Origin of the sequence: Sphaerothrix gracilis Ecp01, from assembly GCF_030405905.1 — a bacterium.
Taxonomy (GTDB): Bacteria; Cyanobacteriota; Cyanobacteriia; order Phormidesmidales; family Phormidesmidaceae; genus Sphaerothrix; species Sphaerothrix gracilis.
In genome coordinates, this window is the sequence record NZ_JASATW010000002.1 from 162,872 (window position 1) to 182,079 (window position 19,208).

General features: G+C 54.1%; 15 protein-coding genes. 10 read left to right on the top strand and 5 right to left on the bottom strand.

Going from position 1 to position 19,208, the window contains the following annotated elements; translation table 11 throughout:
- Positions 1 to 290 precede the first annotated feature (290 nt).
- The 5 genes from QJQ48_RS02595 to QJQ48_RS02615 all read left to right on the top strand — a co-directional run bounded on the left by QJQ48_RS02595 (position 291) and on the right by QJQ48_RS02615 (position 9,320).
- Entirely contained in the window at positions 291 to 4,421 is a 4,131-nt protein-coding gene (locus QJQ48_RS02595; protein WP_346289624.1) for an EAL domain-containing protein, read from the top strand.
- Between the two features lie 46 nt (positions 4,422 to 4,467).
- Positions 4,468 to 4,767: a c-type cytochrome gene (locus tag QJQ48_RS02600; protein WP_346289813.1), complete on the top strand. Its 300-nt coding sequence runs from the start codon at positions 4,468 to 4,470 to the stop codon at positions 4,765 to 4,767.
- A gap of 31 nt (positions 4,768 to 4,798) precedes the next feature.
- Positions 4,799 to 6,112 carry a TAXI family TRAP transporter solute-binding subunit gene (locus QJQ48_RS02605; protein ID WP_346289625.1) on the top strand — a complete coding sequence of 438 codons (1,314 nt, stop codon included), beginning with the start codon at positions 4,799 to 4,801 and terminating at the stop codon, positions 6,110 to 6,112.
- Positions 6,113 to 6,216: 104 nt separating this feature from the next.
- Positions 6,217 to 6,645, top strand: a complete 429-nt coding sequence (locus tag QJQ48_RS02610) for a GNAT family N-acetyltransferase (protein WP_346289626.1) — start codon at positions 6,217 to 6,219, stop codon at positions 6,643 to 6,645.
- Between the two features lie 98 nt (positions 6,646 to 6,743).
- Positions 6,744 to 9,320 (top strand): substrate-binding domain-containing protein, encoded by a 2,577-nt coding sequence (locus QJQ48_RS02615; protein ID WP_346289627.1) that lies wholly within the window; start codon positions 6,744 to 6,746, stop codon positions 9,318 to 9,320.
- 9 nt (positions 9,321 to 9,329) lie between these two features.
- Here QJQ48_RS02615 and nrdR read toward each other — a convergent pair whose 3' ends face one another.
- The 4 genes from nrdR to QJQ48_RS02635 all read right to left on the bottom strand — a co-directional run bounded on the left by nrdR (position 9,330) and on the right by QJQ48_RS02635 (position 12,461).
- The gene (nrdR, locus tag QJQ48_RS02620; protein ID WP_346289628.1) at positions 9,330 to 9,845 is read right to left on the bottom strand and encodes a transcriptional regulator NrdR; all 516 of its coding nucleotides are present in this window, start codon (positions 9,843 to 9,845) and stop codon (positions 9,330 to 9,332) included.
- A 108-nt stretch (positions 9,846 to 9,953) separates the two neighbouring features.
- Entirely contained in the window at positions 9,954 to 10,052 is a 99-nt protein-coding gene (locus QJQ48_RS02625; RefSeq protein WP_346289629.1) for a photosystem II reaction center protein T, read from the bottom strand.
- 81 nt (positions 10,053 to 10,133) lie between these two features.
- Positions 10,134 to 11,666: a photosystem II chlorophyll-binding protein CP47 gene (gene psbB, locus QJQ48_RS02630; protein ID WP_346289630.1), complete on the bottom strand. Its 1,533-nt coding sequence runs from the start codon at positions 11,664 to 11,666 to the stop codon at positions 10,134 to 10,136.
- Between the two features lie 435 nt (positions 11,667 to 12,101).
- Positions 12,102 to 12,461 (bottom strand): CU044_2847 family protein, encoded by a 360-nt coding sequence (locus QJQ48_RS02635; RefSeq protein WP_346289631.1) that lies wholly within the window; start codon positions 12,459 to 12,461, stop codon positions 12,102 to 12,104.
- A 162-nt stretch (positions 12,462 to 12,623) separates the two neighbouring features.
- Between QJQ48_RS02635 and QJQ48_RS02640 the strand changes: the two genes are divergently transcribed.
- The 3 genes from QJQ48_RS02640 (at position 12,624) to psbM (ending at position 16,537) form a co-directional block, all read left to right on the top strand.
- Positions 12,624 to 15,524: an nSTAND1 domain-containing NTPase gene (locus QJQ48_RS02640; RefSeq protein ID WP_346289632.1), complete on the top strand. Its 2,901-nt coding sequence runs from the start codon at positions 12,624 to 12,626 to the stop codon at positions 15,522 to 15,524.
- Positions 15,525 to 15,972: 448 nt separating this feature from the next.
- Entirely contained in the window at positions 15,973 to 16,317 is a 345-nt protein-coding gene (locus tag QJQ48_RS02645; protein ID WP_346289633.1) for a 2Fe-2S iron-sulfur cluster-binding protein, read from the top strand.
- Positions 16,318 to 16,426: 109 nt separating this feature from the next.
- The gene (psbM, locus tag QJQ48_RS02650; protein WP_346289634.1) at positions 16,427 to 16,537 is read left to right on the top strand and encodes a photosystem II reaction center protein PsbM; all 111 of its coding nucleotides are present in this window, start codon (positions 16,427 to 16,429) and stop codon (positions 16,535 to 16,537) included.
- Positions 16,538 to 16,648: 111 nt separating this feature from the next.
- Here the strand turns inward: psbM and QJQ48_RS02655 are convergent, their stop codons facing one another.
- Positions 16,649 to 17,203: a VOC family protein gene (locus QJQ48_RS02655; RefSeq protein ID WP_346289635.1), complete on the bottom strand. Its 555-nt coding sequence runs from the start codon at positions 17,201 to 17,203 to the stop codon at positions 16,649 to 16,651.
- A gap of 222 nt (positions 17,204 to 17,425) precedes the next feature.
- Here QJQ48_RS02655 and QJQ48_RS02660 point away from each other — a divergent pair, with 222 nt between their 5' ends.
- Positions 17,426 to 18,103: an RNA polymerase sigma factor gene (locus QJQ48_RS02660; RefSeq protein WP_346289814.1), complete on the top strand. Its 678-nt coding sequence runs from the start codon at positions 17,426 to 17,428 to the stop codon at positions 18,101 to 18,103.
- 54 nt (positions 18,104 to 18,157) lie between these two features.
- Entirely contained in the window at positions 18,158 to 19,204 is a 1,047-nt protein-coding gene (locus QJQ48_RS02665) for a tetratricopeptide repeat protein (protein ID WP_346289636.1), read from the top strand.
- The last annotated feature ends 4 nt before the right edge of the window (positions 19,205 to 19,208 follow it).

The following is a 19,208-nucleotide window of genomic DNA, read 5'->3' on the forward strand; positions in this document are numbered from 1 at the left end:
AACTGCGAGCATGACTTTTTGAAGGCTCTGAGCTGACGTTAGTTCAGATCAACTGCTGTCTGCTTTGTCTTGCTAGGCTATTAGCCGATGGGCTTTGCCGACTTAAAAAGTTTATCTGCTGCAAAAAGTCATCCGCCAATTGGGGGAGAATCTTCTCCATCTGAGGACTAGTTTTTGCCTGCTATACTCCAGATAAATTTTACTTTTTTGTTACAAGAGCAATAGCACTGTTTGCCAACATCTTTGCCTCCTGCCCAATACAGCCATCACCTCAGCTTTCCTAAAGCCTCATGCTATTAGAATCTTCAGCTACGGGTCGGTCAATTCTCTATCCCCTGTTGCAATCTATCCATCAGGCGATTAGCGAGGCTCCAGACTTCGATAGTGTTCTACAGCAAATCCTCCAGCAGGTCTGTTGCTTCAGTGATTGGGAATTCGGGGAGTTTTGGCTACCCAATGAATCTAAAACGGAGCTGAGATATAGCTCTGTCTGGTATGCAGCCGAGCCTGAGATAGCCCAGTTTGGCGAACTGAGTCAGCAGTATAAATTTCCTATAGGTGTAGGGCTGCCGGGACGGGTCTGGCAATCGCAGCAGGCGGAATGGATGCGGGATGTTTCGGCGGTTTCTGAAGAACAGTTTTTAAGGGTAGGCCCAGCTTTGGCCGCCGGTTTGAGAACCGGAATTGGTGTACCAATCTTATTCGGGAGCGAATCCTTAGCTGTATTGGTGTTTTTTATGCGAGAGGCTCGTAGAGCTAGTCAGCAGCAGGTACAGCTAGTTTCTGCGATCGCGGCTCAGCTTGGCGCGATTATGCGATTGAAGCAGGTGAAGCTGGCTTTAACCGAAAGTCAGCGTCAGCTCAACCAACTCATCAGCACTTTACCCGGCATTGTTTTTCGGACGACAAACGATCGCGGCTGGAGTATGCAGTATCTCAGTCAGGGCTGCCTGCAGGTCACGGGCTATGACTGCCAAGAACTGGCGGGAGCGACCCAGCAGACTAAATATAACAACATTACCCATCCCGAGGATTTACCGCGAGTTTTGGCCGCGATTCAAACAGCGATCGCTCAGCAACAGCCCTACGAAGTTGAGTATCGTCTCTATACCAAAACGGGTCAGCAAAAATGGGTGTGGGAGAAGGGCACGGCTCTTTTTAGCGACCAGGGAGACGTGCTGGGGGTTGAAGGATTTATTACAGATATCACCGGGCGCAAGCTGGCAGAGAAGGCGCTGCAGGAACGGGAAAACTTGCTGCAGCTCGTCCTCAACAATATTCCGCATCAGATCTCTTGGAAAGATCAAGACAGTCGCTATTTAGGCTGTAATCAGGCTTTTGCTGAAGCCATGAATCTAACCTCGCCCCAGGCTATCGTCGGACAGGATGACGATGCAATTCCAGTGTATTCCAGCGCTGACGCTGAATTTTCTCGCAATCGCGATCGCCTAGTTTTAGAAGCTTATCAAACAAAACTGCGGACGCTAGAACAGCAGGCTAACTCAGCAGGTCAGCAGCGCTGGGTGGACTGCTGCAAGCTCCCCATCCACGATAGCGACGGCAGCATTATCGGCGTCCTCGGCATTTTTGAAGACGTCACTGAGCAATTCTGCAGCCAGCAAATACTGGCCCGGCGAGAGCAGTACATGGTGGCACTGGTAGAGATGCAGCGCCGTCTGCTGAGCTTGAACGGTCTGCCCAGTGCGGCTGACTATCAGCAACTGCTCAAGCCTTTGGGGGTTGCAGCCGCTGCTAGCCAGGTATGTCTCTATCACCTAGTTTCTCAACCTGAGGGCGAGATGCTGGCCGTACAGCAGGCTGAATGGCTAGCACCTGCAATACTGGCTCAGCAGTCAGAGCCAGTGACGGCTGCAAGCGTCTATCCAGTTACCCTCTTTAGCAACTGGCTAGAACGGTTACAGAGTGGCTACGCCATCAATCAAACCTGTGATGATTTCACACCAGCTCAGTATCAGGCGCTCACGGAGTCTGCTAAACAGGTTCAGTCGTTACTGCTGCTACCGCTCATTTTTAAGGGCGAACTATACGGTTTGGTGGGGTTCAGCAACTGCCGTGAAGCTAGGCTTTGGCAGGCTTCTGAGATTGATTTTTTGCGCAGTGCGGCGGCAGCTTTTTCCTTAGCCTACGAGCGCTGGCAGGCCGAAAAAGATCTCAAGCAGGCTGAGGCTAACTATCGCAGCATTTTTGAAAATGCAGTAGAGGGAATTTTTCAAAGCACTCTGCAAGGACAATACCTGACGGTCAATCCCATGCTGGCTAGGCTTTACGGCTATGCCTCCCCCGCAGAACTGGTTGCCCAGATTACAGACATTGCCCAGCAAGTGTATGTGAATCCGCAGCGACGCCAGGAATTCTGTCAGCAGGTGCAGCAGCAGGGAGCCGTTGTGGGCTTTGAGTCTCAGGTACGGCGCCGGGATGGCAGCGTAATCTGGGTTTCAGAATCCACTAGGGCTGTTTACAACCAGGCTGGCGAAGTTGTTGGCTACGAAGGAACGGTAGAAGACATTACCCAGCGTAAGCAGAACGAGGCAGAGCTGCATCGCCGCGATCGCCTGCTCCGGGGGGTAGCCGATGCCAGTCTTTGCTTGCTAACTGAGCCCAACTTGTCCCAGGCGATTACGCAGGTACTCTCTGTCTTAGGCCAAGCCACTGAGGCCGATCGGGTCTATCTCTATGAGAATCATCCCCATCCGACCACGGGCGCGATCGCGATGAGTATGCGCTTCGAGTGGACTCGCGTCGGTGTGGATTCTAGTCTAAATCAGCCCCACTGGCACAATCAGCCTTACGAAGCAGCAGGTCTGACGCGCTGGTATCAGGCTTTTAGACAGGGGCAGTCGATTGGGGGACTGGTAGAAACGTTTCCGGTGATAGAGCAGCAGCTTCTGCTCAAAGATCACATTTTATCTATTCTGATGGTGCCTATCTTTGTCAAGGAGGTGCTGTGGGGCTATGTGGGCTTTGATGCCTGTTTGGCACCCCGCTGCTGGACGCACAATGACGAATCTATTTTGGTGGCGATCGCCGCCAGTCTGGGCGGGGCCATCCAGCGGCAGCAAACTGAAGATAAGATGCGCTATCAGGCTTTTCACGATCCCCTGACTGGACTGCCTAACCGGATGTTGTTTAACCAGCGCCTAGAGGCTGCCATTGTTGACAGCAGCCCAGTTCAAAGCGTTCTAGCGGTGATGTTTCTCGATTTAGATCGCTTCAAAACCATCAACGATACGCTAGGCCATGCCATCGGCGATCGCCTGCTCAAGGAAGCCACCCAGCGGCTGCTGACAGTTCTGCGGAGCGAAGATGTGATTGCCCGCTGGGGCGGGGATGAGTTTACCCTCCTGTTGCCTCGGCTCTCTACGGCGGCGCAGGCGGCCCAGGTAGCTCAGCGACTCTTAGATGTGCTAAAACCGCCCTTTTTCTTAGAAGATCAAGAGCTTTATATCACCAGCAGTATTGGCATTACGCTCTATCCCCACGATGGGGCTGATACCGAAGCACTGATCAAAAACGCCGATGCAGCCATGTACCGAGCTAAAGAGGAGGGACGCAATCGCTATCAGTTCTATACATCTACTATTCAGATGCAGGCTTCGCGGCGGCTGACCCTGGAAAATAGCCTGCACCATGCCCTAAAGCGCGATGAGTTTCGGCTACACTATCAGCCCCAGGTCAATTTGACGACGGGGAAGCTAGAGCGTCTCGAAGCCTTACTTCGCTGGCAGCATCCCCAGTTGGGCCTGATATCACCCCAGGTTTTTATTCCCATTGCGGAAGAAAATGGCCTGATTGTGCCGATTGGGGAATGGGTCCTGCAAACGGCCTGCCGCCAAACTCGAACTTGGCAGTCTGAGGATTGGCCGACGCTCCAGATTGCGGTCAATCTCTCTCCCTGTCAGCTCAAGCTACCTGCCCTGACCGCCTCAATCAGTCAAATTCTGCAAAGTACGGGATTAGCGCCGACCTCCCTAGAGCTAGAAGTCACTGAAACTGCTGCTATGCAGGATATTAACAGCACTATTAAGGCCCTAAATCAGCTCCGTCAGCAGGGAATTCGCGTGGTGATGGATGACTTTGGCACGGGCTACTCGTCTCTGAGCTACCTGAAGAAGTTGCCCTTAGACGGCCTAAAAATTGACCAGTCTTTTGTGCAAGAGCTAGCTGACAGTCCTGATGACTTGGCGATGATTGCCGCTATGATTGCCTTAGGACAGGCGCTAAACCTCACAGTCGTCGCTGAGGGCGTCGAAACCCTACAGCAGGTGCAGCAGTTGCGATCGCTTAAATGCCAGGAACTTCAGGGCAACTGGTTTAGCCCGCCCCTGACCACCAACGCCATGACCCAGTTTTTGAGAAACTATGCGCCGCTGCTCCATGAAAACTTTGAAGCTACCGTTTAATCTAGGCCGTCTTGGCAGACTGGCTGGGCTGCAGCTATGCGTCCTAATGCTGACTCTTTTCATCGCGGCACCTGGGCTGGCCGTCGCGGCAGAATTAGCACCGGCCCAGCTCTTTGAGATTCACTGCGCGGGCTGCCATGCCCACGGGGGGAACATTGTGCGCTGGGGCAAAACCCTGAAGCTGAGGGCACTGCAGCGCAATCAGGTAGACTCGGTTGCAGCGATCGCCAATTTAATTACCAACGGCAAAAACAATATGTCTGCCTTTGGCGATCGCCTCAGCGCGGCTGAAATTGAGGCTTTAGCCGTCTATGTGCGCGAGCAGGCAGAACGCAACTGGCGCTAGATTGCTGCAGTCTATATGATGTGGACTCGCTATGACCAGTCGATGGCTACTTCCAGTAATTGCGATCGGGGCTTTGGGGGCGATCGCTTTTGCGGCGCTAACCTGGCGAGAGCAGCAGCAGGTTTATCACTTAGTATTGGCCACGGGCGGCGAAGGCGGTCAGTATTATGCTTTTGGGCAGGCATTTGCCCAAATCGTAGCTCAGCATCACCCCGATATTCAAATTGAAGTCCGCTCGACCGAAGGCTCAGCCCAAAACATGGATTGGCTGCAGACCAATCAGGTACAGCTAGCTCTAGTACAGAACGATACGCCTGCTCTGCCAGCGGCCAAAGGCATAGCCCGCCTCTTTCCAGAGATGTTTCACTTCATTGTGGCTGAGGCGGCCAACATTGACCACATTGCCGATCTGCGGGGGAAGCGCATCGCCCTGATGCCGGAAGGGAGCGGTTCTTATGCGCTGTTTTGGCCGCTAAGTCAGCACTATGGCCTTACCCCCAATGACTTTCAGGCTCAGGCTTATAACCCAGCAGCGGCCCATGCAGCCTTACTACAAGGAGAAGCTGATGCCCTGTTTCGGGTAATCGGCTTGGGCAATGCTTCAGTGGCCGCGCTGCTGCAGAGTGAGCGGGTGCGTCTGCTGCCGATTGATCAGGTAGAAGCGCTACGGCTGTCGCTGCCCTATGTCGAAGCAACCCAAATTCCTAAAGGCAGCTATGACGGGGGACTCCCCATTCCGGCAACCGACCTAGACGTGGTTGCGGTCAATGCTTTACTCATTGCCCATGAATCTCTCAGCGATGATGTTATCAGGCGGCTTACCCAAACCCTCTATGAGTTTCGCAATGAGTTAATTCAAATTTATCCCACCGCCGTGATGATTGCGCCTGTAGAAGGCATTCCTGACCTGGGTATTCCCTTGCACGCTGGGGCAAGGGCTTACTATGAGCAAGACCAGCCTTATTTCCTGGTCGAATATGCTGAGCCGATTGGCTTGTTGATTTCAGTTAGCTTGCTAGTCGCTTCTGGCATTTGGCAGTTTCGGCTTTGGCTGATTGGGCGGCAGAAAAACCGGGCTGATATGTACAATCTAGAAATTTTGCATCTGATCAACCGGGTGCAGGAAACCCAAGATTTAGAAGATTTAAAGCTGATTCGTCAGCAGCTTTTCAAAATTTTGCAGCAGGTTGTCGTCGATCTCGATATCGATCGCATTTCGCCGGAGTCTTTTCAGTCTTTTACTTTTCCTTGGGAAGTGGCAATCAATACCATTCGCCACCAGGAAGTTTTGCTGACGCAGAACTCACCTTTAATTTCAGAGTCGGCGAGAAAAACTGATACTTAAGTGTTGGTGCTGTCTGTGCGGGGGACTGGCTCCCCTCACGTAGGGGAAGTCTGACCTGTATGATATTTGCCTGCTGAGCAAGTCATCACGGACAGTCACTACGCATGATCAGGGTTGAGATCGTTGACTATAGAACGCATAAACAGACGCTGCACTATATTCGCCAGAAAGTTTTTGTCAAAGAGCAAAATATTGACCCTGGCCTGGAGGTAGACGCCCTCGATCCGCTTTCAATTCATGCTTTAGCCTGTTGGGAAGGGCTAAAAGTGGGTACGGGACGGCTGACGCCCCAGGGCCGCATTGGTCGAGTGGCGGTTTATGCGGCCCTGCGACGACGAGGCATTGGCCGCCAGATTATGCTGTGCCTGATTCGGCAGGCCCAAGTACAGGGGCGCGATGCCGTGATGGTTTCGGCTCAGTGTCAGGCTGTGGCTTTTTATCACAAGCTAGGGTTTGAGGAGCAGGGCGATCGCTATTGGGAAGTTGGCATTGAACATATCAAAATGGTTAAACGCCTTGACAAAATGTCTTGAGCCATCAAGCATAGCGCCAGGCCAAAAGTTGTTGCTGCCTGACGACTTTTTTTGGCTATCTTTGAACAATCAAGCCGTGGTTTTTTATGTCTACTGCCATGTCTCGCTTCTCTCGGCTCTCGGCTCTGCTCACTTTGGCATTGCTTGCGGGGTTAGCCCCTCATCTCTGGCTGCTTCCCTCAGCAGCGCAGCAGTCTGCTCCAGTCGATGAATCTGCGTCGCCCTCAGCGCCAGAGTCAACGCCCAGTGCTGCCCCTACAGCAGCCCCGCTAAGGATTCTCAGCGCCCCTGCTGTCGAATTTCTCAGCAGTCCTCTGGTGCAAGCTTTTAATCAACAGGCCGCTACGGCAGAGGCTGAACTAACCGTCGAGAGTTCAGAGACAGCATTGCAGGCTGTTCTGAGCGGAGAAGCTGACTTTGCCGCGATCGCCCGTCCCCTGACGCCGACCGAAGAGGCACAAGGTCTGGTTCAGGTACCGCTGGATCGAGAAGCGATCGCCGTTGTCGTCAGTCAGGCCAATCCGTTTAAAGCCGACTTGACGCTGGTTCAGTTTGCCGACATTGTGCGGGGCGACATCACCGACTGGTCAGTGCTGGGCGGCCCGGTTAGCTCTATTCGCCTGTTAGATCGAGCGGCAGAGAGTCCGGTGCGGCAGGCGCTGAGCCGCTACACGGTATTTGGGCCACAGTTGCTGACCGGGCCGAATACTGAAGTAATCGAAAGCGAAGATTTAGAAACCCTGGTACAGGCGCTAGGAACCGACGGCATTACCTATGCGCTGGTCAGTGAACTGAGCGATCGCCCAGATCTGCGGGTCGTTGCAATCGACAGCAGCGATTTCACCCAGGCAGATTATCCCTTCTCCTTAATTCGCACCCTTGTCTATCAGGAACCGCTGACCCCGGCCAAACAGGCTTTGCTGAGCTTTTTAGAGACGCCGCTGGCCCAAGATACCCTAGAGAGCGCTGACCCCACCGTTGTAACGTCTAGACCCATTGAGCCTAGCGACGCGGCAGCAGATCCTACCGTCATCGCGCCGATTACAGGCGAGGCTGAACCAGAAGCCGCAGTCCCGCTAGAAATTCCGCCCGCCTGGCAGGCTTGGCTGGACGAGCTGCCGACCTGGGCCCGCTGGGCCGTAATGCCGATAGTGCTGCTGCTGGTTTTGCTAGGTGCCGCTTTGCAAGGTAGAAAAAGTGCGGATAAGACAGATCCGCCTAAAATGCTGCCGCCCTCTGCAGAACCCCCCCCGGCAGAAGAGGAAGATGTGCGCATTGAAATTCCAGATGAGATCTTAGCAACCGTTAACGGTGAATCCGTTGCTCCGGCGATCGCTGGCGATGAAGACAAACTGACTCAGGCCCGCTTGGCGCTGGCTGAGGGGATTCGCCAAGCTGAGCTAGGTCATTATGAAATGGCCCTAAGCTGTCTGCATCAGGCGATTGAAGCAGCTGACTTAGAGCGACTCAAAGCGGCTGTTTCTGGGGCTTCAGCCTCTAGCCTGGTAGCGCTTTTGGCCGGGGGGCTGATTCGGCGCGGCATGGTTCTAGCTAAGCTAGGCCGGGCTGATGAGGCTTTAGAGAGCTTTGAAACCGCTCTGAATTTAGAGCCAGGGGCGCTGAGCGCGCTGAAGGGTAAACACAGCCTGCTGCGGCAGACTCACGAGGCAGAAACTCACTTGCCGGAAAATATAGACACCCAGGCAATGACGGACGCTGATACGGTGGCCCTCACGGGTACTTTGCCAGAGCTGCCAGATTTGACCCCGGCTGAAATTGATGAAGCCGCCTCAGAAAATTTGTCTCCGGTGCCGCTCCCGATCAACTGGCCCGATCCGCCGCAGCCAGCGGATATCCAGCCAGCGCTGGAAACAGACGAAATTGCCCGTTTAGAGCCGGTGATAGTCGGCGAAGGTTTGCAGTCTGCCGGGGATATTCCAGAGGCGCTGCTGAGCGCGATCGCGGAAATACCCGACGAAGCCGAAGATCTGTCTTGGCACTCTGACTCAGCCTACCTGGAAGACACCTCCTCTGATGTGCCCCCGGAACTACAGGCGGCTGTCGCTGCTCTCCCAGACGAAGCCGCGATACTCCCTTGGGCTCAGTCATCTGCTTCCAAGCTCTCGCTAGCTAATTCACAGATAGAACCTTCACTGCCCAGTCCAGCGGTTTCCAGTCCAGCAAAGCCGGTCACACCTCAGGCAGCAGTTGCCCTGCCTGAGGTGAAAGCCGATCAGGGGCCGCCTGAGGACATTTTGCAAGCTGTGCAAATGATGCCTAACAGCGTCGGTCTGCCTAGTGCTGTTGCAGCCGCCACAATGAGCAACATGGCTGAGTCCCCCGTATCAGAGGCGATTCAGCCGGATGAAGTGACCTTGAGCTTCAGCCCCTGCGATGCTCAATGGGGCTATGTGCATTGGGATTTACCGGCTGAGTCAATGCAGCAGATTGCCGCCTCAGAAAGCTTACTGGCTCTGCGACTCTATGACGTGACCGACTGGCAGCCTCAACAACCCTTGCCGCGTGACTTTCAGCAGCAGGAGTGCTATCGGATGGCGCGGGACTGGTATTTGCCAATTCCGTTAGGCGATCGCGATTATCTGGTCGAACTGGGCTATTTTTCTCTAGACAAGCGCTGGCAAACCCTGGCGCGGTCCGCCCTAGTTCACTTTTGAGCGGTGCGGTTAGGCATTGAGAGAAACCGGAGAGCGATCGCCCGTATCGGACGCATTGTTCTCCGCCTCCTCTCCCCCCGCTTGAAGCTGATTCAGGGTTTCTACAAAATCCCTAATCCCTTGAAACTGTCGATAGACTGAAGCAAAGCGAACGTAGGCAACTTCATTGAGCGATTGCAGATGCCCCAGCACCCGCTCTCCAATGTCGCGGCTGCTGATCTCCCGCGAAGGGCGCTGCTGCAGTTCAGCTTCAATATCATCAACCATCGACTCGATCGCCGGGTGCGAAACATCGGTTTTTTCGCAGGCTCGCATGATACCCAGCAGCAGTTTGGAATGATCAAACGTCTCGCGATCGCCGCTGCGTTTAATCACCGTAATAGGCACCTGCTCAATCCGTTCATAGGTCGTGAATCGACGACTACAGCGCAAACATTCACGTCGCCGCCGAATACTGCGGCCTGATTCAGCAGAGCGAGATTCTAAAACACGGTTGTCGGTATGCTGACAAAACGGGCATTGCATAAGCAACTCCCCAAAAAATAGAGGCAAACTTCTCAATTTCTCAAGAAGCCTGCCTCTACTTTAATCAAAAACGGACAGTAATCTAAAGATTAGATTACCTGGGTCTCATTAATCTTTGGAAATGCGGGGGGGTTCGCGGAAAGCAATTGCAAAGAAGAGCGTTCCAATCACCAGCGCAAAAATCAGAATGTAAGCGACGCTTTCCATAATTAGAAATCCTGTCTTACTACCTATTGTCTACAGTGTACATCCAGTAGGGTGGGCATTGCCTACCCTACCCATCCACGACTAGGTGGGTTCTGATTTACGGGTAGACTGGTCGCCCACCTTGGCAAAGAAGCCCCACTCCACCTGTTCCGGAGAGAGTTCAGGATCCACACCGGCAAACACGTCGCGGAACAGCGTCCGGGAACCGTGCCAGATGTGACCGAAGAAGAACAGTAAAGCAAAGACCGCGTGACCGTAAGTAAACCAACCGCGTGGACTGGTGCGGAACACGCCGTCAGAATCTAAAGTTTCGCGATCGAACTCAAACGGCTCGCCTAGCTGTGCCTTACGGGCAAAGCGCTTCACAACCGCCGGGTCGTTGAACTCTTGACCGGCAAACTCGCCGCCATAGAGCTTCACCGTAACGCCAGTTTGCTCGAAGCTGTATTTGGACTCAGCCCGCCGGAAAGGAATATCTGCCCGTACGATGCCGTCGTTGTCTACTAATAGAACCGGGAAGGTTTCAAAGAAGCTGGGCAAACGGCGTACCGTTAGCTCTCGGCCTTGACCGTCGGTGAATACGGGGTGTCCTAACCAGGTTTGAGCAATGCCGTCACCAGAGTTCATCGGACCAACGCGGAACAGACCGCCCTTGGCGGGGCTATTGCCCACATAGTCATAGAAGGCTAACTTCTCAGGAATGCTGGCATAAGCCTGCTCCCTAGAGAGCCCTGCCGCCATGTCGCTCTGGACTCGGCGCTCAATTTCCTGACTGAAATAGCTGCTGTCCCACTGATAGCGGGTCGGGCCAAAGAGTTCGATGGGGGTGGTGGCGCTGCCGTACCACATGGTGCCAGCCACTACAAAGGCGGCGAAGAAAACCGCGGCAATACTGCTAGACAGTACGGTTTCGATGTTACCCATCCGCAGCGCCTTATAAAGCCGCTGGGGTGGTCGTACCGTTAGGTGGAAAAGTCCGGCAATGATACCGACGATGCCTGCGGCAATGTGGTGGGCAACCACGCCTCCTGGATTGAAGGGGTTAAAGCCGGCAGGCCCCCACTCTGGCGCAACAGGCTGAATATGCCCTGTGAGGCCGTAGGGATCTGATACCCACATGCCTGGCCCCCAAAGGCCAGTGAGGTGAAAGGCTCCAAAGCCAAAGCAAAGTAAGCCTGACAGGAATAAATGAATGCCAAACATTTTGGGCAGGTCTAGAGCAGGCTCACCCGTACGCGGATCGGTGAACAGCTCTAAGTCCCAATAGACCCAGTGCCAGCAGGCTGCCAGGAACAACAGACCTGAAAGCACGATATGTGCGGCTGCTACGCCCTCAAAAGACCAAAAGCCAGGATCTATAGCAGGGCCGCCAGTAATGCTCCAGCCACCCCAAGATTCGGTCACACCCAAGCGGGCCATGAAGGGCAGCACAAACATGCCCTGACGCCACATGGGATTCAGGACGGGATCGCTAGGATCAAAGGTTGCTAGCTCAAATAGAGCCATCGAGCCAGCCCACCCTGACACAAGGGCGGTGTGCATTAAATGCACAGAAATCAGCCGTCCTGGATCGTTCAGAACGACTGTGTGGACTCGGTACCAGGGTAGTCCCATTGACTACGCTCCTCCTCGATTAGGTTTCAACAGTTGTTTTTAGCCTTAGGTTAGGATGCTAGATACTGATAAGCCTATCAGACTCGCAGCCGCACCAAACCTTCGTTTATTTACTCGTCAAGCCTGTAATTTTCTACCTGTCTCCAGCACTTTAGAGTCAGAGTCAGAATGCTATTAACAACGGTTTGACAACAAAAATGTAAAAATGAAAGTGTATGAAGTAGTGTTCCATAAAAAGCCTTTGCTTTCAAGTGCCCACCACTGCAGTATGGGCGGGGAACACGAGCTAATTCTAGGGCTTTGAGCCTGTGGCCTGCGCCTCATCGTTGGCCTGGATTATTAAAATTCTTTCGCCGAAGCTTTACATTTCGCAAAGAATCGTTACTTTTTAGTTTTCTATAGTGAGTAAATAACTTTCGCGGCGGCAGGCAGAATTCACTTGTCTGGATCAGGGAAAGAACATTCAACGGTGATTTTAAGATTACATTCGGCAGTGCCCTGGGTGACATAGGGGACTCCGGCTTCTCCAGCCACTTTGATGCCAAATTCGAGAGTGACTTTGTCAACGTTGGCTTGGGCTAGATCTTTGAAAGCGTCGAGGGTGTGGGCGGTATAGGCACGGACGGTGCCGCGAATTGCCTGAAAGTTTTTCGCCATTCGCTCATTAATGCCTTTGGGCACGCGGGTAGGACCTTCCGGCTGCGCGATCGCCTCAAACGGCGGCAGTGCGTCTTCAGTTGTTTCCATAAAAATGACGGTGCCGTCTTCGAGGGTGATGGGGGCGAGCTGGGTCATGAACTTTCCTGGAATCTTGCGGGTTTCGGTGTAGTCCCTACTATGCTGGCATATAGCAAAAGGTTGAAGATTAAGGGCAGAGGGATGAAGTAAGCGTTGTAGCTTGGTGTCTGATCTGGATGAACTGCGAACTGCTATAGAAATCGTCGCGCTTTAGGTGTCATGAGTCGAGACGCTTTAGTTGTTGGGATAAATCACTATCAGCATCTTTCTAGGTTGAAAGCGCCGGGAACAGATGCCGAAGCGATCGCCCAGCGGCTAGAACAAGACGGCGAGTTTCGGGTGTGGCGGCTACCGGAGATTGTGGCAGACGGCAAGCCCCAGGTAGGTCAGCAGACAGCGGTTTCGCTAGCGGCACTAAAAACAGCTTTGGTCAAGTTGTTTAAGCCTGATAGCGACCAGTTTCCCGATACGGCGCTGTTTTACTTTTCAGGCCACGGGCTGCGAGAAGATTTAGGCATTTCTGAAGGCTACCTTGCCACCAGTGATGTCAGCCCGTCGCACAATTTTTATGGTTTGTCTCTACGCTGGCTGCGGCGACTGCTAGAAGAAAGCCCGGTGCGGCAGCAAATCATCTGGCTAGACTGCTGCCACAGCGGCGAACTGCTCAACTTTGGCGAGGCCGATCCGGGCGATCGCGGCAAGGGGCGCGATCGCTGCTTTATCGCTGCCTCCCGCGAGTACGAACCGGCCTACGAAGACTTGACCAGCGACCACAGCGTTTTAACTCAGGCGCTGCTGGCAGGACTGGATCCAAGGCAGTTTAGCGATCGCTGGGTGACGAACCTATCGCTGACGGACTTTATCAACCAAACCCTGAAGCAGGAAATCCAGACGCCGATTTGCAACAACTCTGGCGAACCGATCAACCTGACGCGCCAGTGGACAGAAACGGCTGAAACAACCACAGCCACCTCTGCTCAGGACATCTGCCCCTACAAAGGGCTATCCTACTTCGACTTCAATAACGACGACTACAAATATTTCTACGGTCGCCGCGCCCTCACCGATGAGCTGCTAGACAAGGTGCGGCAGTCAAACTTTTTGGCGATCGTGGGGGCCTCTGGCAGCGGCAAGTCTTCCGTGCTGCGGGCCGGACTGCTGCATCAGCTCCAGGTGGGCCGCCGCATCTTCGGCAGCGACGGGTGGGATATTCGCATCCTACGCCCAGATAGTCGCCCCTGTCAGAGTTTGGCGGCTGCCTTCATCGATAACGACCTCCCCCGCATCGAACGCGCCGAGCAGCAGGGCAAAGCCGAAGCCCTGATCAACGAAGGGGCGGACGGCCTACGGCGACTGGTGCAGACCTCAGAAGGCGATCGCGTCATTTTAGTCATCGACCAGTTTGAGGAAGTCTTCACCCTCTGCCAGGACACCGCCGAGCGAGAGCAGTTCTTCGCCACGCTGCTGGGGGCACTGGAGACGACAGACAAACTCTGCTTGATTCTGGCCATGCGAGCCGACTTCGTGGGCAAGTGCTTTGAGCAGAGCTACAGCGGCCTAGCCGAACAGGTGCAGAACAACCTGGTGGCGGTGAAGCCGATGACCCGTGAGGAGCTAAGCGAAGCCATCCTCAAACCCGCCGCACAAGTGGGCCTCACCCTAGAACCGGAACTAGTCAACACCCTGCTCAACGACGTGGAACGCTCCCCCGGCAGCCTGCCGCTACTGCAGTACACGCTGACACAACTCTGGGAAAAGCGCCAAGACAACCGCCTACACCTCAACACCTACGTCCGGCTTGGCGGCGTCACCGGCACGCTGAAACAGCGAGCGGATGAGGTTTATCAGGGCTTTAGCGAAGAGAAGCAACTCACCACCAAACACATCTTCCTCAATCTGACCCAGCTCGGCGAAGGCGCTGAAGACACCCGCCGCCGCGTCACCCAGCAAAGCCTGATCACCGCCCAACACCCCGCCCCCCTCATCGACGAAGTGATCAAATGCCTCGCCGACGCCAACCTCGTCGTCACCAGCCAGCTGATCAGCAAAAGTGACGGTAGCCGAGTAGCGATTGTAGACGTGGCCCACGAAGCCCTAATCCGCAACTGGCCGCTGCTACGAAAATGGCTCGACGAAAACCGCGACCTGCTACGACAGCAGCGCAAGATTGAACTGGCGGCGCAGGAGTGGAAAGAGCAAGGCCAGCCTAAAGGCTATCTGTTTCAAGGACGACAACTTTCTGATGCTCAAGGCTTTCGCAAAAAACAGGTGCAAGACTTGCCTCTCTCAGCCTTAGCAGACAGCTTTATTCGTAAAAGCCTGTGGCAGCGGCGCTTAACCCTAGCGATGCTCAGCAGCTTTTTGCTAGTGCCCTTGATTGCCGTGGAATCTTATCTGCGCGAAAGAGCCGTCAAAGAAGATTACAGCCGACTCTACAGCGACAGCCCTGCAGAGGTACGCCAAGCTGTACTGACTCTGGTGGAAGGCTGCAATGAAATTTCCCACTGGTCTAACTGGAGCAAACGCACAGGCGAAAAGCTATTTGGCAACTGCCGAACGCTAGCATCTCAAAAATCCCTAACCAAAGCCCAACTACAAAACGCCGACCTCAGCTCCGCCGACCTCCGCGACGCCGTCCTCCGCGACGCCGACCTCAGCTCCGCCAACCTCCGCGACGCCTACCTCAGCTCCGCCGACCTCAGCTCCGCCGACCTCAGCTCCGCCAACCTCCGCGACGCCAACCTCCGCGACGCCTACCTCAGCTCCGCCTACCTCAGCTCCGCCGACCTCAGCTCCGCCGACCTCCGCGACGCCGTCCTCCGCTTCGCCGTCCTCCGCGACGCCGACCTCAGCTCCGCCAACCTCCGCGACGCCAACCTCAGCTACTCTATTTTGCTGAATACAGACTTCCGTGGCGCGAAAAACCTAACCAGTGAGCAACTGGAAGGAGAGAATCCGCCGCTGCTTTGTAATGCGGCGCTGCCGCCAGAACTTACAGCCTATAAGGACAGGGATTGTGAGAAGTTACCGCAAGTTTTGGTAGATAGGGGGGGTTGGTTTGAGTCAGTTGATGAAGCTGAAGCTTTTGTTGAAGAAGAGCGACTGAGGGAGTGGGAGTAGGCTTCGACAGTGCTTAGCTGGATGGGGGGAGGGAGGGAGATGGCGGAGATGGGGAAGGTAAGGAGGGTGGGGGAGATGAGGGAGATGGGGAGGATGGAGGAGTCTGTAGGATGGCTGTGGCGATGGTCATGATAGGGGGATAGGGAGAAGGGAGATTGGGGAGGTGAGGAAGATGGAGAGGCTGAATATTACCGCTCAGCTCGTTCTAGGTTAGGTCAGCGTGATTGTCAATGCTGGACAAAAATACCTACCATTGATCTGATAACAGGTTGAGGGACTGAGAATGTGCAGCTAGGACTGATGCACCCAGCAAAGTGTCCGAGTTCACGGCTGACGCTTCTACTGTTACAATTCTGTTACGTTTCCTTAAACTAATTTTGTAGTCCTTATCCAGCAAGCTCCTGACACAGTTGTAAAACCCCTCGATTGAGCATGAGGAATTTTATCAATGGCAAATATTAAGTTTATTAAAGAAGATAAGGAAATTGTCGTCGCCAACGGCGCTAATCTCAGATTCAAAGCGCTTGAGAACGACGTAGACATCTACACCTTCATGGGCAAGATGATGAACTGCGGTGGCTACGGCCAGTGCGGTACCTGCGTAGTAGAGATTGCTGAAGGGATGGAAAACCTCTCGCCCCGCACAGCCGTAGAAGAGCGCAAGCTGAAGAAACGTCCGCCAAGCTGCCGTTTAGCCTGTCAGGCGATGGTTAATGGCCCGGTCAGCGTCATCACCAAGCCGGATAAAAAAGCGTCTCACGAGCGGTATGAAGAGGCCAAGTCCGCAACCTGACCGCCGCCGCATGGCAATTTCTCGGCGATCGCGATCGCAATCTGAGTTATATTCTGAGTAACGACTGAATTATTTTTTGAAGTTTTTTTGAGAGTAGAGGCTGGAATTCATGGAAGTTAACAACCTAGGTTTTGTTGCTAGCATCCTATTTGTGCTTGTGCCGACCGTCTTTCTGTTGATTCTGTATATTCAGACGACCAGTAAGCAAACGGGCAACTAGGGTTTCCCAACCGCATATTTTTGACTGAATCAGAAAGGGAAGCGATCGCGCGATCGCTTCCCTTTTTTTGCTGAGCGATCGCCCAGTTCCCAACCCCTTGTCTAAACTGGCCTAGTTAGATATCTCCGCCAGCTCAATCACCCGACCGTCATAGTCCTTGACTAAAAAGTTCAGTGGCTGGTCGCGGCGAATCTTGTGCTTGACCCGGCGAAGCTGTACCTGCATCAGCACCTGCTCTAGGCAATCGTGATCAAAGCAGACGTGGCGCTGACGATCTTTGTGACCCAGGCTAGCCCCCGTGATGACGTGGAGCTGAGTATTTTTCTTGAGCTGATACCAGAGACCATCCGGGCTGCCAATAGCGCGATCGCCGCCGAGGCTGCTTGACATATACATGGGGTCAAGGCCAGCGGTGCCCAGCGTCTGCTCATAGTTGTAGTAATAGTGCAGCGGCACATCTGCCGCCGGTAGCCCCAACATGCCTTCATAAAACCGCCGTGCCATCTCCAGGTCTGACACCATCATCGTATGAACCTTGGGGGCACTGGTTAAAAAGAACCACATCGCCCCGGCATAGGCCACCAGCAGCATCACCATGATGCCCTGGGTTGAGAGCAGGCTATCTAAGGGCAGACCCGGCCAAAAGGCACCAAATAGAGAGGGCATAGCGGTAACAAGCGATGAACAGCAGTGATGCATATTTTGTCTGAATTGAGCAAATAGCTGCGAGCTAGCAGCGACGAGCTTACAAAAAATTAATTTTTCGAGGATTCTCTTTTTAGTTTATCAAGCCCAGATTTGTAAAAAATATGTTCACGGGAGAAGACAGTCGGTATAGTAGGAGCAATTCATTTTTTGACTGGCCTACTCTATATAGACACTGCACCCGTGAAGATTCCCCAGTTTCCTGAAAGCAATCACGAGCTGATTCGAGCGCTCAGCCCGCTTAGCGACCAAACCCTGGTCGAGCTATTTCAGCGACATCCTGATTCGGGTAAATACTTCACCGCAATTTTTTGCCGCTACAGCCCGATTGTCTATACGCTGATTCGGCACTCCGCCAAGTCGCCGGTTCAAGCCGACTATCTCTTCGCTCTCACCTGGCGGCATATCCTCCACGAGCTAGGCGGTCTAGAAATTCCGGCCCTCAGCAGTGCCACACCGCAGCAGCCTGCCTTTTCTCTACAAAACTGGCTGATCAACATCACGGCTCTCTGCATCAATCAGGCCGTTTTGCCTCCGGTCGAATCTATTCATTACTCCCTCGCAGAAGCCTCGCCGCCGCTGTGGTGCTACATTGAGCTGGCCCTAGATCGGCTCCACCCGACGCAGCGACTGATCGTGGTGATGGCCCAGACTTTCCGCTGGAGCGAAACCCGGATTGCCGCTTATCTGCAGGCAGAAGGGGAGCGAATTACCCCGGCTCAGGTGCGATCGCGGCGGCGGCGGGCCTGCCAGGAGCTAGAAGCGGCGCTGCCAGAAGATATCCAAGAAATTTATTTGGCTAGCGAACCGCAGTCAGAGGAGACAGCGGCTGAGTCGGCTGACCTGATGCCAGCTCTGTAGTCGGCTGAAAAATCTAATTCGCCATCGTCTATTTCACCTAGCAAGCAAAACGTCATGGGTAAGCTAAACCGTTGGTCAGTTTCTCTGTTGCCGGTTGTTTTGGTGGCGCTGATAGCCAATGTCAGCCGCCCAGTCAGGGCAGTTGAGATTGACGAGCAGCTTGCCATTCCCGCTTTTAACGGTACTGAGGGACGGGCGCGAGATGTGGCTGACCAACTGATGCGACTAGGAGCGCAGCAGCAGCAGGACGGCAGCTACCAGCAGGCGATTAACTCCTGGTTTCAGGCGATCGCCATTTATCAAGAGCTGCAGGACTTCAGCGCAATGGGATTGGCCTATGACCATATCGGCCTCACCTATACCCAGCTAGGCCAGTTCGAGGCGGCTGAGGATGCCCTGCGGCGGCGACTGGCGGTGGCGCGAGACAATGACGATTTGCAAGGTCAGATTTTTGGCTGGAACAACCTGGGCAGCTTGTTTTTGCAACGCGGCTATCTAGGCACAGCTAGGGATTCGTTTGAGCAAGCTTTGAATATTGCCCAAAGTGTGCGGAATTTTCAGGGTATTGGCCTCAGTCTTAGCAACCTAGCTCTGGTGGAGCGCTCAGCCGGCAATCTGCCAGAAGCAGCAAAGCTGTATGAGTCAGCCGCCAACTTCCGCTATCAGGGCAACGATTTAAGGGGCGAAGCCAATACGCTCAATAGTCTGGGCGATGTTTTCTTGGCCCTAGACGAGTACTCCAGTGCGGTGGGTGCCTATCGCTTAGCCCTACGCTCGGCTAGGGAACTGGGCGATCGCCCATTGCAGCTACGGGCGCTAGACGGGTTGTTTACCATCTATCTGGCTCGGCGCGATCGCCGCGATTTAGCCGAGGTGCTTGATGCGCGGGTAGCGCTGACGCTGGACGGCAGCGATCGCTGGCAGCAGCTAATCACCTATCGTCAGCTCGGCCAGTACTACGAAGATCTAGGCCGATTTGCCACGGCTCAAACCTACTACAGACAGGCGCTAACTTTAGCCCGCCGCCTGGAAGAAAAGCAGCAGGAAGTTTTCTTAACCAACAGCCTCATTCGTTTAGGAGGAGGGCCGCAGGTAGATTAGCCCA

Excerpts from the sequence above, each read along its gene's own strand:
- QJQ48_RS02595 (WP_346289624.1), top strand. The coding sequence starts at position 291 with ATGCTATTAGAATCTTCAGCTACGGGTCGGTCAATTCTCTATCCCCTG.
- QJQ48_RS02600 (WP_346289813.1), top strand. The coding sequence starts at position 4,468 with ATGCTGACTCTTTTCATCGCGGCACCTGGGCTGGCCGTCGCGGCAGAA.
- QJQ48_RS02605 (WP_346289625.1), top strand. The coding sequence starts at position 4,799 with ATGACCAGTCGATGGCTACTTCCAGTAATTGCGATCGGGGCTTTGGGG.
- QJQ48_RS02610 (WP_346289626.1), top strand. The coding sequence starts at position 6,217 with ATGATCAGGGTTGAGATCGTTGACTATAGAACGCATAAACAGACGCTG.
- QJQ48_RS02615 (WP_346289627.1), top strand. The coding sequence starts at position 6,744 with ATGTCTCGCTTCTCTCGGCTCTCGGCTCTGCTCACTTTGGCATTGCTT.
- nrdR (WP_346289628.1), bottom strand. The coding sequence starts at position 9,845 with ATGCAATGCCCGTTTTGTCAGCATACCGACAACCGTGTTTTAGAATCT.
- QJQ48_RS02625 (WP_346289629.1), bottom strand. The coding sequence starts at position 10,052 with ATGGAAAGCGTCGCTTACATTCTGATTTTTGCGCTGGTGATTGGAACG.
- psbB (WP_346289630.1), bottom strand. The coding sequence starts at position 11,666 with ATGGGACTACCCTGGTACCGAGTCCACACAGTCGTTCTGAACGATCCA.
- QJQ48_RS02635 (WP_346289631.1), bottom strand. The coding sequence starts at position 12,461 with ATGACCCAGCTCGCCCCCATCACCCTCGAAGACGGCACCGTCATTTTT.
- QJQ48_RS02640 (WP_346289632.1), top strand. The coding sequence starts at position 12,624 with ATGAGTCGAGACGCTTTAGTTGTTGGGATAAATCACTATCAGCATCTT.
- QJQ48_RS02645 (WP_346289633.1), top strand. The coding sequence starts at position 15,973 with ATGGCAAATATTAAGTTTATTAAAGAAGATAAGGAAATTGTCGTCGCC.
- psbM (WP_346289634.1), top strand. The coding sequence starts at position 16,427 with ATGGAAGTTAACAACCTAGGTTTTGTTGCTAGCATCCTATTTGTGCTT.
- QJQ48_RS02655 (WP_346289635.1), bottom strand. The coding sequence starts at position 17,203 with ATGCCCTCTCTATTTGGTGCCTTTTGGCCGGGTCTGCCCTTAGATAGC.
- QJQ48_RS02665 (WP_346289636.1), top strand. The coding sequence starts at position 18,158 with ATGGGTAAGCTAAACCGTTGGTCAGTTTCTCTGTTGCCGGTTGTTTTG.